At 60.7% G+C, this 13,513-nt stretch carries 13 protein-coding genes; 4 read left to right on the top strand and 9 right to left on the bottom strand.

The window, feature by feature from the left end; genetic code table 11:
- Positions 1 to 32 precede the first annotated feature (32 nt).
- The 6 genes from P5704_019505 to P5704_019480 form a co-directional block, all read right to left on the bottom strand.
- Complete coding sequence (locus tag P5704_019505) at positions 33 to 254, bottom strand: hypothetical protein (GenBank protein WOF78186.1); 222 nt, start codon at positions 252 to 254, stop codon at positions 33 to 35.
- Between the two features lie 241 nt (positions 255 to 495).
- Positions 496 to 2,187, bottom strand: a complete 1,692-nt coding sequence (gene ltrA, locus P5704_019500) for a group II intron reverse transcriptase/maturase (protein ID WOF78185.1) — start codon at positions 2,185 to 2,187, stop codon at positions 496 to 498.
- 1,034 nt (positions 2,188 to 3,221) lie between these two features.
- Positions 3,222 to 4,871, bottom strand: coding sequence for a chaperonin GroEL (groL, locus tag P5704_019495; GenBank protein WOF78184.1), 1,650 nt, complete (start codon positions 4,869 to 4,871; stop codon positions 3,222 to 3,224).
- A gap of 48 nt (positions 4,872 to 4,919) precedes the next feature.
- On the bottom strand, positions 4,920 to 5,213 hold the full coding sequence (locus tag P5704_019490; protein ID WOF78183.1) for a co-chaperone GroES: 294 nt from the start codon (positions 5,211 to 5,213) through the stop codon (positions 4,920 to 4,922).
- Between the two features lie 247 nt (positions 5,214 to 5,460).
- Positions 5,461 to 5,919: an FxsA family protein gene (locus P5704_019485; protein ID WOF78182.1), complete on the bottom strand. Its 459-nt coding sequence runs from the start codon at positions 5,917 to 5,919 to the stop codon at positions 5,461 to 5,463.
- Positions 5,920 to 6,050: 131 nt separating this feature from the next.
- Positions 6,051 to 6,758 (bottom strand): DUF2470 domain-containing protein, encoded by a 708-nt coding sequence (locus P5704_019480; protein ID WOF78181.1) that lies wholly within the window; start codon positions 6,756 to 6,758, stop codon positions 6,051 to 6,053.
- Positions 6,759 to 6,858: 100 nt separating this feature from the next.
- Between P5704_019480 and P5704_019475 the strand changes: the two genes are divergently transcribed.
- Positions 6,859 to 7,617, top strand: a complete 759-nt coding sequence (locus tag P5704_019475; protein ID WOF78180.1) for an SDR family oxidoreductase — start codon at positions 6,859 to 6,861, stop codon at positions 7,615 to 7,617.
- Positions 7,618 to 7,693: 76 nt separating this feature from the next.
- Here the strand turns inward: P5704_019475 and P5704_019470 are convergent, their stop codons facing one another.
- On the bottom strand, positions 7,694 to 8,698 hold the full coding sequence (locus tag P5704_019470; protein ID WOF78179.1) for a DUF481 domain-containing protein: 1,005 nt from the start codon (positions 8,696 to 8,698) through the stop codon (positions 7,694 to 7,696).
- Between the two features lie 136 nt (positions 8,699 to 8,834).
- Between P5704_019470 and P5704_019465 the strand changes: the two genes are divergently transcribed.
- Together P5704_019465 and P5704_019460 are read left to right on the top strand one after the other, a co-directional pair.
- Positions 8,835 to 9,194: an MGMT family protein gene (locus P5704_019465; protein WOF78178.1), complete on the top strand. Its 360-nt coding sequence runs from the start codon at positions 8,835 to 8,837 to the stop codon at positions 9,192 to 9,194.
- 39 nt (positions 9,195 to 9,233) lie between these two features.
- Complete coding sequence (locus P5704_019460; protein WOF78177.1) at positions 9,234 to 10,934, top strand: AmpG family muropeptide MFS transporter; 1,701 nt, start codon at positions 9,234 to 9,236, stop codon at positions 10,932 to 10,934.
- A 60-nt stretch (positions 10,935 to 10,994) separates the two neighbouring features.
- On the opposite strand, the gene P5704_019455 is transcribed toward P5704_019460, so the two are convergent.
- On the bottom strand, positions 10,995 to 11,819 hold the full coding sequence (locus tag P5704_019455; GenBank protein ID WOF78176.1) for a mechanosensitive ion channel: 825 nt from the start codon (positions 11,817 to 11,819) through the stop codon (positions 10,995 to 10,997).
- A gap of 89 nt (positions 11,820 to 11,908) precedes the next feature.
- On the bottom strand, positions 11,909 to 12,388 hold the full coding sequence (locus P5704_019450; protein WOF78175.1) for a YajQ family cyclic di-GMP-binding protein: 480 nt from the start codon (positions 12,386 to 12,388) through the stop codon (positions 11,909 to 11,911).
- A gap of 157 nt (positions 12,389 to 12,545) precedes the next feature.
- Between P5704_019450 and P5704_019445 the strand changes: the two genes are divergently transcribed.
- Positions 12,546 to 13,511, top strand: a complete 966-nt coding sequence (locus tag P5704_019445) for a response regulator (GenBank protein WOF78174.1) — start codon at positions 12,546 to 12,548, stop codon at positions 13,509 to 13,511.
- Positions 13,512 to 13,513 lie beyond the last annotated feature (2 nt).

Genomic DNA, 13,513 nt, shown 5'->3' with positions numbered 1-13,513 from the left:
GTGCGGTGTGGCCTGCGAGGATAGCCTCCAGCTCACCGCATGCCCTGGGACAGGCCATACAGCAACAACAGCAAATCCTGATCAGGCCGCATCGCCTCGAACTGCGGGCGCCCACCAGGCGGCACCGGGCAATAGCTGCGGCTTTCGCTGCTCTGCACCAGCGTCGCTCCGGGCTCATTCCAGGCCGCCACGCACAGCGTGGTCACTCCCAGAGCGCCAACCAGGAACAATCCTCGAGCTATTTCCAGCTTCATGGCGTAAGCCCTTGATTAAGCGAGTAGTTAACTGACCGTAGTTCAGTTGTTTAATTCCTGTGCAATTTTGGACGAACGGTATGTACGGCCTGTGACGTCACTGTTCAGCAGGCATAAAAAAACCCCGCACGAGGCGGGGTTCTTTTTGTAGCTAAGGGCCGGTCGGCTGTCGGGTAAGAAACGGCCATTACTGACCGTCCCTCCCCTAAGAACTGTACGTGCGAGTTTCCCCGCATACAGCTCAAGCCTTTGTAAGCCCTTTCTCAGTTGAAAGAGCCGGTGCCGCACTGTGTAACTGTCGATGACAGTTGGGATGCAACAACACCAGATTGCCCAGCTCGTCGCATCCGCCCTTGTGCCGCTCGATAACATGGTGAATGTTCCACCCGCTTTCGAACGTAATCAACTGCTTGCACATCGGGCAGCGCTTGCTCTGGCCAAGCCACAGCGTCAGCGTCTTCCGCTTCCCCTCGTCCGAGCTTCGCCACGCATATTCCAGCCGTTGCTCGAAGTACATCTCGTCCTCTGGGGCGTATGGGTTAGCCTCCGCCTTGATCTTGGTGTGCCGCTTGATCGGCGTATCGCTGGCGTACAACAAGTGGAGCAGTTTGCCGCTGGGGTGTAGCCCGGAGAATACCCAACTACGTGTTCCCACGCGCTTGAAGTATTTTTCCTTGATCCAACGTTTGCAGCGATTCAGATGTCGCCGCCTGCACCATCGCCATAGCAATTTCCAGATCCTGTAATCCACGTAGTTGAAGGTCTGCTTGGCGACAATCGGCCGATGATAATTGGCCCAACCCCGAATAACTGGATTGAGCTGCTTGATCAACAGGCTGGCCGGTGCCGCTTTGTTCGCTTCAACCAACGCCTTAACCTTGGCCAGAAATGCTTTCACGTTCTTGTGGGCTGGCTTTATCAGCAGCTTGTCACCGTACTTGCGAATATTCTGACCGAGGAAATCGAACCCATCCGATACATGCGTGAACAACGTTTTCTCCACCGCAAGGCTCAACCCCCGCTCGGCCATGAAGGCTTCGACGAGTGGCTTCACCTCGTTTTCCAGCAGCTCTTTCGAGATGCCGGTGATGACGAAATCATCTGCGTATCGCACATAGTTGACCTTGGTCTTGTAGCTGGCTTTGGTATTACGCTGCCCGAACCGAGATTCGAGCTCCTTTTCCAGTCCATCAAGGGCCAGGTTGGCCAATACGGGCGAGATGATCCCTCCTTGCGGAGTTCCCGCCCCTGTCGGATTCAATCGACCGGATTCCAAATATCCCGCTTTCAGCCATTTCCTTAGAACCACTTTGTCCATCGGGACGTTAGTGATCAGCCAGTCGTGACTGATGTTGTCGAAACATCCCTTTATATCGCCCTCCATGACCCACTGCGCAGAATGCTTGCGACCGAGATTGACGAACAATTGCTCGATTGCATCTGCCGTGGAACGGTGAGGGCGAAAGCCATAGGAATTTCGGTCGGCTGTGGTCTCAGACACCGGTTCAAGTGCCAGCAGGTATAACGCCTGCATCGCTCGATCCAGCATCGTCGGAATCCCCAGCGGTCTACGCTGGCCATTTGCTTTGGGAATGTAAATCCGCCGCAGTGGCCGGGGCTTGTAGCCCCTGCGCTCTAACCGAAAAACTGCCTTCCATTTGCTTTCAGGCGTGCTCCAGGTTTCCCCATCGACGCCGGGAGTCCTGCGACCCCGGTTTTCAGTGACCCGTTTAACCGCCAATACCTTGGCGGCAAACGAGCGAACCAGCATACGCTGCAAGGTTTTCACCTGCCGCCATTGCTGATTCTTGGCTGCCTTCGCGATCCGTACCTGTAGCCCTCGCACCTGTCGATGACCTGTTTCCCAGTCTATCGAATGCCAACTGATGGCCAGATGGGAGGACGCAGGTACTTCTATTTCAGACGCACTCATCTTGCTTTTCCTCCAGAGAAGATTTCCCCAGAGGGCAGTAGACGCACGTCGCCCTTGTGGGGGAGTGAGTACACTGCCCCGCAAGGGATTTCTATGAGTTAGACGCAGCCGGTCAAACCGACAAACGTCTGTTCTTGATGGCTTTACAGGCCTTCTCGCGATCAAAGACCAGTCGGAAGTCAGCACCGTTTCCAGTCAGGGCAGAGCCCTTATCCAACCCCATTACAGGGAGGCATTCGCTTTATCCGACATCCTCTACCCGCATTTTCAACAGTCTTCCTCACGGTCGACCTGCCTTGCCATACAGGCCAATGGCGAAAATACGGGCTTACCGAGTTCCATAACCGTCACAAGGATGGGTTAGGCCCTGCCTATTCACCGATGACTCAATGTCAGCGTGCCCCCAGATGTAAAAGGGACAACCAGTCATGCACCATTTTGGTCAAAGCCTATCAGCAACTTTGGCTCCATGCGGTTGACGGTGTTTATCAGCAGTTCACTTACGTTGGCCATACCAACCAGCCTAGCGTCTCACCCGCGTGTTGCTCGCAGGGTCTGCATGGTGCCTCGCGGCGACCACACACCACAGAATCATGGGACTACATTGTCAGGAAGCTTCGCACCCCGCCGTTACCAGCGACGCACTATCCCTAGGCTACTTTTGGCTGAACAAAAGGTCTCGCGCCCCTCTACCTTGCGGTTTCCGGGTGAGACAATGACAGCTATGGCTTGCGCCCTATAGATAGGAGCAGGCCAGCTCTTTGGACACGATTTCCCATACCTCCCTCGCAGTGATTCAAAATCTGCAAGCTCAGTACGCATATCGTTCTGATGATTTCCAGAGAGAAAATCACGATATATAGGCGACATTACGCCGAATTCTAAGCACCTTGTGAGTGCCGGAAATCCGGGTTTTGACGCCCGGACTTCGGGTTTTTTAAGCTGTTTCTGCGGGAAAGTGATCACCGGTTCAACCGGTGATCACCTAAGATGTAGCCCGCTAGGTGCTTCTACCTATAGCGACTCTCGTCGCACTACATCATGCCGCCCATGCCGCCCATACCGCCCATGCCACCCATGTCCGGCATGCCGCCGGCGGCCTTGTCTTCAGCCACTTCAGCGATCATCGCTTCGGTGGTGATCATCAGGCTGCCGATGGACGCTGCAGCTTGCAGAGCCGAACGGGTCACCTTGGCCGGGTCGAGAATACCCATCTCGATCATGTCGCCGTAGGTGTCGGAAGCGGCGTTGAAGCCGTAGTTGCCTTCGCCCTGCTTGACCTTGTCGACCACTACGCTTGGCTCGCCGCCGGCGTTGGAGACGATCTGGCGCAGCGGCGCTTCGACAGCGCGACGCAGCAGTGCGATACCAACGTTCTGGTCTTCGTTCTCGCCCTTCAGCTCGGAGATGGCCTGCAGAGCGCGCACCAGGGCAACGCCACCGCCAGGAACCACGCCTTCTTCGACGGCAGCACGGGTCGCGTGCAGGGCGTCTTCAACGCGGGCCTTCTTCTCTTTCATCTCGACTTCGGTACCGGCACCGACCTTGATCACGGCAACACCGCCGGCCAGCTTGGCCAGACGCTCTTGCAGCTTCTCTTTGTCGTAGTCGGAGGTGGTGTCTTCGACCTGCTTGCGGATCTGCGCAACGCGGGCTTCGATATCGGCCTGCTGACCAGCACCGTCGATGATGGTGGTGTTTTCCTTGTTCAGCACGACGCGCTTGGCGTTACCCAGGTGCTCCAGGGTAGCGGTTTCCAGGCTCAGGCCGACTTCTTCGGAAATCACGGTACCGCCAGTCAGGATGGCGATGTCCTGCAGCATGGCCTTGCGGCGATCGCCAAAGCCCGGGGCCTTGACTGCAGCAACCTTGACGATGCCGCGCATGTTGTTGACCACCAGAGTCGCCAGGGCTTCGCCTTCGACGTCTTCGGCAACGATCAGCAGCGGACGACCGGCCTTGGCAACGGCTTCCAGCACCGGAAGCAGTTCGCGGATGTTGGAAATCTTCTTGTCGACCAGCAGCAGCAGCGGGCTGTCCAGCTCGGCGACCATGGTGTCCGGCTTGTTGATGAAGTACGGCGACAGGTAGCCGCGATCGAACTGCATGCCTTCTACGACGGACAGCTCGTTCTCCAGACCCGAACCTTCCTCGACGGTGATGACGCCTTCCTTGCCTACACGCTCCATGGCTTCGGCGATGATGTCACCGATGGAGGAGTCGGAGTTGGCGGAGATGGTGCCAACCTGAGCGATGGCCTTGGAGTCGGTGCACGGCTTGGCCAGGTTCTTCAGCTCGGCGACGATGGCGATGGTGGCCTTGTCGATGCCGCGCTTCAGGTCCATCGGGTTCATGCCGGCAGCGACAGCCTTCAGGCCTTCGTTGACGATAGCCTGGGCCAGAACGGTAGCGGTGGTGGTGCCGTCACCGGCCTCGTCGTTGGCCTTGGACGCAACGTCCTTGACCAGCTGGGCGCCCATGTTCTCGAAGCGGTCCTTCAGCTCGATTTCCTTGGCGACGGAAACGCCGTCCTTGGTGATGGTCGGAGCACCGAAGCTCTTCTCCAGCACGACGTTGCGGCCTTTCGGGCCGAGGGTCGCCTTAACGGCATCAGCCAGGACGTTTACACCGACCAGCATCTTCTTGCGTGCGGAGTCGCCGAATTTGACTTCTTTAGCAGCCATGTTGATTGATCCTCAATTCGTGAATTATTTACGGAGATTCGCGGGTGATCAGGCTTCGACGACGGCGAGAATTTCGTTCTCGCTCATCACCAGCAGATCTTCGCCGTCGACCTTGACGGTGTTGCTGCCCGAGTAAGGGCCGAACACCACCTTGTCACCGACCTTCACGGCCAGGGCGCGTACTTCGCCGTTGTCCAGCACGCGGCCGGTACCCACAGCAACGACTTCGCCACGGTTCGGCTTCTCGGCAGCGGAGCCCGGCAGGACGATGCCGCCTGCGGTCTTGGTTTCTTCTTCGCTGCGACGAATCACGACGCGGTCATGCAGAGGACGAAGCTTCATTGTCGATCTCTCCTAGTAGAGTTGTTCCATGCCGATGACCTTCATCGGCGGGTTGGGCAAATCCGGCGGTGCCGGTTGCGGCCCGCAATGCGAGCCGCAGAAGACGGACTGTCGAACACGACAGCGACCTTGCGGTGTCCGCTACATGCGGGCGTTCAAGTGCATTTCAAGGGGCGCAGATGAAATTTTCATGGCCACAAACGAAACCGGCATGCCTGATGGCATGCCGGATTGTCGGCTGAGCAGCTTAGCGGTCGCGGTCATTGCGCTCCCACTCGCCTTCGATCACGTTCGGCCGTTGCGGGTTGGAGCGTGCCTGCAGATCGTCGGCAAAGGCGCGCTGGCGGCGCACCTGCGCTTCGATCCGCCGGTTGATCTGACGGAACAGGAAGTTGCGAGTCGGCGGGAAAAGCACGATCAACGCCAGCACGTCGCTGATGAAGCCGGGCAGAAACAGCAAGCCGCCGCCGATCGCCATCATCAGCCCCTGCAGCATCTCGCGCTCAGGCAGTTCACCGCGTGCCAGACGCTCACGCGCGCGCCAGGCGGTGGCGAAACCCGCCAGGCGCAGCAGCAGAATGCCGGCGATGCCACTGAGCACCAGCAGCAGGATGGTCGCCAGCGCGCCAATGGAGCCGCCGACCTTGATCAGCACATACAGCTCGGCCAGCGGAAACAACAGAAACAGTACAAAGAAGATTCGCATCGATGGTCCTTGACGGAAGATCAGCTTCCAGTCCTCTGTAGATGGCGGCAGAAGGGGTCTAATTCAACCCGGGTGACAATCGGCCTGTAACCGGATTATGCGCGACACGGCTGAAGCGAAACTGAATCCCCTCAACCTCGCGCCATGGCAACCAGCGCCTGGCGCACCGCCATTGGCGTTTCGCATGGCTCCGGAAGCGCCAGCCAATGCAGTGCCTGGCCGATACGCAGATGGAAGCCCTCGCTATCGATCCCAACCATTTGCGCTGGCGCGCTCTGCGGCAGCCCGGCCTGTTCGACATAGCGGGCGATGGCAGCGGCGTGGTCATCATTCATGTGCTCGACCATGCTCTGCTCCACCTCGCCGCTCTCGACCGCGAAGGGATTGGCCAGCGCCACGCGGTCCAGCCAGTGGATCGCGCCAAAGCCGCCGATGTAGCGCCAGCGCACCGGCTCCAGCACCCAGAAATCGAAGTCATGCACACGATGGTAGTCGCGCGACTCGGGAAAGTAGCGGTAGTAGCGCTGTGCCGCCGACTCGATTGCAGCGGGCTCGGCGAGCTGACGGGCTTCGGCAAGCAGCGTGAGTCGGCCGGCCGCCTGCACATCCTCGGCGGCGCGTTCGCCGACCAGCAGCGAGCACCGCCCATCGGCCTTCAGATTGCGCGTGTGCTGGGCGATGCGGCTGATCAGGATCAACGGCCAGCCATTGGCGTCCAGGCAGTAAGGCACTACCGAGCCGAACGGAAAGCCGGGCATGGCCTGGGAATGGGTGGCGAGCACGCCGCGGTATTCCTTGAGCAGGAGTTGTCGGGCATGCTTGCTGGCTTCGGCGCTCACCTGAGGCTCCTCGAGACGGGTCCGGATCGATGGGCGCTCAGCATAACGGTTTCCCCGGCGGGCGTCGTTCCCGCAGCAGAACGACCACATGGAGTTAGGCATGCAGCTTCAAGACAAAGTCATCATCGTCACTGGCGGCGGCCAGGGCCTCGGCCGGGCCATGGCCGAGTACCTGGCGAGCAAGGGCGCGCGACTGGCGCTGGTGGACCTCAACCAGGAGCGTCTGGACGAGGCCGTCGCCGCCTGCAAGGCCGGCGGCGGCGAGGCACGCGCCTACTTGTGCAATGTCGCCAACGAAGAGCAGGTCAGCGACATGGTCACGCGCGTGGCCGAAGACTTTGGCGGCCTGCATGGCCTGGTGAACAATGCCGGCATCCTGCGCGACGGCCTGCTGCTCAAGGTCAAGGACGGCGAGATCAGCAAGATGAGTCTCGCGCAGTGGCAGGCCGTGATCGACGTCAACCTGACCGGCGTATTCCTCTGCACTCGCGAAGTCGCCGCAAAGATGGTCGAGCTGAAGAGCGAAGGCGCGATCATCAACATCTCGTCCATCTCCCGCGCTGGCAACATGGGCCAGACCAACTACTCCGCGGCCAAGGCCGGCGTGGCCTCGGCCACCGTGGTCTGGGCCAAGGAGCTGGCGCGCTACGGCATTCGCGTGGCAGGCGTGGCGCCCGGCTTCATCGAGACCGAGATGGTCGCCAGCATGAAGCCCGAAGCCCTGGAGAAAATGACGTCCGGCATTCCGCTCAAGCGCATGGGCAAGCCGGCGGAGATCGCCCACTCGGTGGCGTACATCTTCGAGAACGACTATTACACCGGCCGCATCCTCGAACTGGACGGCGGGCTGCGTCTCTGATCGGGGCGTCAGGGCCAAAGAAGAAAGGCAGCCAGATGGCTGCCTTTCTTATATATGCACACCGGATCGATAAGGCTTACCAGCCCACGCCGAAACCGATGCTGTAGCGGGTCAAGTCGAGATCGTTGTCGGCACCGCTGATGATGTCCTTCTCTGCCTTCATGTTCAGCGAAGCCCAGTCGGTCACCTTGTAACGCAGGCCGACCTCGGCATCGAGCGCGTAATCGGCCACGTTCTCCAGCGGCTTGCCGAGTTCGCCGGTACTGAACAGCTCGAAGGTCTTGCCCACCAGGTAGCGGTTGTAGTCCCACTTCATCACCGCCAGGTAGAAGTTCTCCTTTTCGCCGTCGGCAAACTCGTAGTCGCTACGGTTGATCAGCCCTGCCAGGGAGAAGGCGCCCAGCTCGTTGTCCCAGAACTGGTAACCGGGACCGGTACCGATGGTGCGCTGACGGCGCACGTCCTCGATCTGGTCGCGCTTGTAGCTCAACCGCCCCTGCCAGAACCAGTGCTGATCGAGGAAGCGGTCCAGCGCGTACTCGGCATCCCAGTTGTCGGTGACCGTCACACCGTCACGATACTCACGGTTGTAGTTACCGGTGCCGTTGTGGCGCCAGAGCCCGTGCCGCGCCTTGGTATCGAACGAGACGTCATAGTCATCGGTATCGTTCTCGGCGCGCTTGTAATCCATCGCAACATCGACGTTGCCGCTCCAAGTGAAATCCTGGATCAACGGTTTGGGATGGATGATCTGCGTGATACTCGCCAACTCCACCGTGCGTGGCGCGGCACCATTTGTGATGACGACCTTGCCCTCGTCGGCTGCCTGCAGCGACTGGGCGACCTCGCCGGTCACGTCGTTCTGCTTGATCAGCAGCTTCTGGTCGCTTTCCAGCGTGGCGATCTTGCTCCACTTCAGCGGAATCGAGCCGCCGTATTCGGTTTCGATGAGCAGCTTGCCGCCGTCGAGCACACTGATCTTGCCGGTCAGACGATCACCATTCTTCAACCACACGGTGTCGGCGAACGAAGGCAGGGCAATGGCGGAAAGGGTCACGCAAAGCAGGGTTCTGGAGAACATATATGTGCTGAAAATCTGGTCGAAGGCGGTTGAAAGGCTGGCATTATCCCTATGCGTTTAACTACAGCAAGCAAAGACCGCCGAATGGAGCGCTAGTTCGGCGCGCAGTACGCCTGCCTGCACCGGAGCACCTGTCATGGCCGACCTTCCACCACTGCTGCCACCCGCTGCCGACGCCGATGCACGGCGTGCCGCTGTTTATCTGGTGATGTCGCAGATACCGCCTTGTAAGGTGGTGAGCTACGGCGAACTGGCCGCCATGGCCGGACTCGGTCGCGCGGCCCGCTGGGTTGGCCGGTTGATGTCTCAGCTGCCCGACGGCACCAGCCTGCCCTGGCACCGGGTGATCGCCGCCGGCGGACGGCTCAGCCTGCCGGCCGGTACCCCTGCCGGGCACGAGCAGCGCATGCGCCTGCGGGCCGAAGGGCTGACCATCATCAACGACCGGGTGGACATGCGTCGGCACGGCTGGCATTCGACGGAGCACAGCGGTTAGAGTGCGCGCTTCGTCCAAAACTGCACAGATCCTCGATGTATGTCCCGTGAAACCTGGCGCGATGCGCTAGCCGCCTACGCCAGCCCCGCTACGCTGGCCCTGCTGTTGCTGGGTTTCGCTGCGGGTCTTCCCGCCGTTCTGGTGTTCTCCACGCTGTCGGTCTGGCTGCGCGAAGCGGGCGTCTCGCGGGAAACCATCGGCTTTGCCAGCTGGATCAGCCTGGCGTATGCATTCAAATGGGTCTGGTCGCCGATGCTCGACCAGTGGCGACTGCCCTGGATCGGCGCGCTCGGGCGCAGACGCTCCTGGCTGGTGCTGTCGCAGGCGCTGATCGCCATCGGCCTGGTTGGCATGGCCCTGTGCAACCCGCAATACAACCTCACGATGCTCATCGCGCTGGCGGTGGTCGTGGCGTTTTCGTCGGCCACCCAGGACATCGCCATCGATGCCTATCGCCTGGAGATTGCCGAGGACAAGCTGCAGGCGACCCTTGCAGCCAGCTACATGACCGGCTATCGCATCGCCATGCTGCTCGCCAGCGCCGGCGCGCTCTTTCTCGCCGAGTGGCTGGGCTCGAGCAGCCTCGACTACAACCAGGCAGCCTGGACCACGACCTATCTGGCCTTCGCCCTGTTGATCCTTCCGGGGTTGATCACCAGCCTGGTGATCCGCGAGCCGGACGCCGCCCCGCCGCTGCCCAACGAGCCCTCGCGCTACAGCTTCAATCACCAGCTCGCTGCAGTCGGTCTGCTGCTGGTGCTGCTGATCTCGATACCGGCGATGATCAACGCACTGATCGCCCAGGCCTGGCCGCGAGCGACGCTGTATGCACTATTCATCCTCGGCAGCATTTCGCCGATGGGCCGGGCGCTGTTCGTGCCGGTGCGCCATATCTTCAGCCAAGCCAAGCAACGCCAGCGACCGGCGCGCTTCGACTTCGCCCACCAGGCGGTATCGGTGATCGTGCTGATCATCCTCATGGTGTCGACCACCGGCATGTTCCAGTCCTACTGGGGCGGTTACTGGCCGCGCGGCACCATGTACCTGCTGATCTGCTGGGGCTGCCTGTCGGCACCTGGGCGCATCCTGATGGGGCCGGTGCTGACGCCGATCACCGACTTCATCCTGCGCTACCGCTGGCAGGCGCTGCTGCTGTTGGGGCTGATCGCCACCTACCGAATGTCGGATACGGTGATGGGCGTGATGGCCAACGTGTTCTACATCGATCAGGGTTTTTCCAAGGACGAGATCGCCAGCGTCAGCAAGCTGTTCGGTCTGGTGATGACGCTGCTCGGCGCGGCCTTCGGCGGCTTGCTTATCGTGCGTTTCAGCATCCTGCCGATCCTGTTCATCGGCGGAGTCGCCTCGGCAGCGACCAACCTGATGTTCATGCTGCTGGTCGAGATGGGCGCGAATCTGAACATGTTGATCGTCACCATCTCCTGCGACAACTTCAGCGGCGGCCTCGCCTCCACCGCCTTCGTCGCCTACCTGTCCAGCCTGACCAACCTGAAGTTCTCGGCCACCCAATACGCCCTGCTGAGTTCGCTCATGCTGTTACTGCCCCGTCTGCTGGGTGGCTACTCCGGGGTCATGGTGGAACACCTCGGCTACAGCGACTTCTTCCTGGTCACCGCGTTGCTCGGCGTGCCGACGCTGATTCTGATCGTCTGGCAGTGGCGCAGAACCCGCCAGCAGCCGGACGACACGCCGCACGAAACAGCCTCCGAACATTCCTGAGGCGAAAAACAGAAACGACGAAGCCGGCAAATGCCGGCTTCGCTTCGTTCAGGCAAGACCTCAGCTCTGAACCAGGTGCACCACGCGCTGCGGAAACGGAATGCCGATCCCCGCCTCGTCGAAACGCTCCTTCACCAGTTCGGTGAAACCGAAGGTCACCGGCCAGAAATCACCGGTCGCGACCCAGACTCGCAACGACAGATTGACCGAGCTGTCCCCCAGTCCAGTGACGAATACCACCGGCTCGGGATCGCGCAACACGCGCTCGTCCTGCGCGATTTCCAGCAGTATCTGCCGCGCCAGCTTGACGTCCGCGCCGTAATCGATGCCGACGTTGATATCGGCACGACGCCGCGGTTCGCGGGAGTAGTTGGTGATATGACCGTTGGACAAACTGCCGTTGGGCACCACGATGGTCTTGTTGTCGGCAGACTTGAGCACCGTATGGAATATCTGGATGGAATGCACTGTGCCCGCTACGCCCTGGGCTTCGATCCACTCGCCGACCCGAATCGGACGGAACAGCAGAATCAGCACGCCGCCAGCGAAGTTCGCCAGGCTGCCCTGCAACGCCAGACCGATGGCCAGGCCGGCGGCACCGATCACGGCGATGAACGAGGTGGTCTCCACGCCGATCATCGAGGCCACGCTGACCAGCAGCAGCACCTTGAGCACGATGCTGGCGAGGCTGCCGATGAAACCATGCAGAGTCGGATCCACATGACGACGCTGCAGCAGGCTGGCGACCTTGCCGGTCAGGGTGTTGATCAACCACCAGCCGAACAGCAGGGTCAATATCGCCAGGGTCACCTGGGCACCGTATTGCAGCACCACAGGCAGCCAGGATTCGGAAAGATCGACCAGGTAGTCGACGCTCAGGTCCATGGATTACTCCTTGTGAGGATCGGTGCCCGCAGCGCGAGCACCGATGGAAAGCAGGGGATGAATGCACGCGCCGAGGCGCGGAGGGAGGATCAGTCGCGGAAGTTGTTGAACTGCAGCGGCATGCCGAATTCGTGGCCACGCAGCAGGGCGATGGCTTCCTGCAAGTCGTCGCGCTTCTTGCCGGTGACGCGTACCTGCTCACCCTGGATGGCGGCCTGCACCTTGAGCTTGGCATCCTTGATGTAGGCGACGATCTTCTTCGCCAGCTCCTTGTCGATGCCCTCGCGCAGCACCACTTCCTGCTTGGTGCTCTTGCCGGAAGCGTAGGCGTCCTTGATCTCCAGGCACTGGATATCGATCTTGCGTTTGACCAGGCTCAACTTGAGGATCTCGAGCATCTGCTCCAATTGGAACTCGGCGTCCGCCGTCAGCTGCACGGTCAGATCCTTATGCTCGAAGCTGCCTTTGCCGCGCAGATCATAACGACGATCCAGTTCCTTGATCGCGTTATCGACCGCGTTGGTGACTTCGTGCTTGTCCAGTTCGGACACCACGTCGAACGAGGGCATGGGGATTCCTCCACTGTATAGCGCGACCGGCCGCATGAGCCGAGCGCGTATGTCTTGACGGTTAAGAAAGCGCGGTCATTATAACGATTCGACGTGTCAGCGCCCGCCCTACGGCAAGGAGTGACAGGACGTCCCCCTTCAATTGATTGAGCTTGCCATGCCCAACCCTCTCCTGAGCATTCTCGTCGTCGATGACGCCAAATTCTCCAGCGTCATGATCGGTCGCGCGCTGAGCAAGGCCGGCTACCAGGATATCCGCTTCGCCAGCAGCGCCGCCGACGCACTGGTGCAGCATTCGCAACGCCCCGCGCATGTCCTGCTGGCGGACTGGCTGATGCCGGAAATGGACGGCCTCGAGCTGACCGGCCAGATTCGCCAGCGCGACGCCCAGAGCGGGCACTACAGCTACATCATCCTGCTTACCGGCCGTGACAGCGAGAACGCCCTGGGGCAGGCGTTCGACCACGGCGTTGACGATTTCATCAGCAAGTCGGCGATGAACGAGCAGCTGTTGCCGCGCATCTTCGCCGCCGACCGTCTATGCGGCTCGCTGCAACGGCTCAAGCAGGAGAATCACCAACTCGCAGAGAATGTCGCGAGCCTCGAAGGGCAGAGCCTGCAGGACCCGCAGACCCATCTCGGCAACGCCCGCTACATGCACCAGCGCCTGGCGGCCAGCCTGCGCCAGATGGAGAACCGCGGCACGGCGCTGTACTACCTGCAGATCGGCCTGCCCGACGCCGATGCGCTGCGCGAGCGCTATGGCGATGCGGTCTACGCGGAAATCCTCAGCGCCATCGGCGCGCGTCTGCAGCAGCTCGTCCGCCCTCTGGATGTGGTTTGCCGAATCAATGAAAGCCAGTTCGGCCTGCTGGCCCTGGTCAACGATCTCAAGGGGTGCTCGCCAAGCAGCTTCAAGCGCCTGCATGAAGGCCTGAACCTCAGGGCGCTGAAGACCAGCGAGGGTTTCGTATCCATCAAGGCGGGCATCAGTCTGATCAGCCTCGACACCGATGCGCTGCCCATCGCGCCTGAAACCATCATCGAGCGCGCGGCCGCCCTGCTGCCGAGCGCCTACAGCACCGGCCGCATCGTGCCGTTGCGCCTGAAGCAGTCGGCCTGAGG

The sequence above is a fragment of the Pseudomonas sp. FeN3W genome (genome assembly GCA_030263805.2).
GTDB lineage: Bacteria > Pseudomonadota > Gammaproteobacteria > Pseudomonadales > Pseudomonadaceae > Stutzerimonas > Stutzerimonas stutzeri_G.
The sequence above is the reverse complement of the archived record's forward strand: the minus strand, read 5'-3'. Positions and strand labels throughout refer to the sequence as shown.

Bases quoted from the DNA above. Each gene is read 5' to 3' on its own strand.
- P5704_019505 (WOF78186.1), bottom strand. From the start codon at position 254: ATGAAGCTGGAAATAGCTCGAGGATTGTTCCTGGTTGGCGCTCTGGGA.
- ltrA (WOF78185.1), bottom strand. From the start codon at position 2,187: ATGAGTGCGTCTGAAATAGAAGTACCTGCGTCCTCCCATCTGGCCATC.
- groL (WOF78184.1), bottom strand. From the start codon at position 4,871: ATGGCTGCTAAAGAAGTCAAATTCGGCGACTCCGCACGCAAGAAGATG.
- P5704_019490 (WOF78183.1), bottom strand. From the start codon at position 5,213: ATGAAGCTTCGTCCTCTGCATGACCGCGTCGTGATTCGTCGCAGCGAA.
- P5704_019485 (WOF78182.1), bottom strand. From the start codon at position 5,919: ATGCGAATCTTCTTTGTACTGTTTCTGTTGTTTCCGCTGGCCGAGCTG.
- P5704_019475 (WOF78180.1), top strand. From the start codon at position 6,859: ATGCAGCTTCAAGACAAAGTCATCATCGTCACTGGCGGCGGCCAGGGC.
- P5704_019470 (WOF78179.1), bottom strand. From the start codon at position 8,698: ATGTTCTCCAGAACCCTGCTTTGCGTGACCCTTTCCGCCATTGCCCTG.
- P5704_019465 (WOF78178.1), top strand. From the start codon at position 8,835: ATGGCCGACCTTCCACCACTGCTGCCACCCGCTGCCGACGCCGATGCA.
- P5704_019460 (WOF78177.1), top strand. From the start codon at position 9,234: ATGTCCCGTGAAACCTGGCGCGATGCGCTAGCCGCCTACGCCAGCCCC.
- P5704_019455 (WOF78176.1), bottom strand. From the start codon at position 11,819: ATGGACCTGAGCGTCGACTACCTGGTCGATCTTTCCGAATCCTGGCTG.
- P5704_019450 (WOF78175.1), bottom strand. From the start codon at position 12,388: ATGCCCTCGTTCGACGTGGTGTCCGAACTGGACAAGCACGAAGTCACC.
- P5704_019445 (WOF78174.1), top strand. From the start codon at position 12,546: ATGCCCAACCCTCTCCTGAGCATTCTCGTCGTCGATGACGCCAAATTC.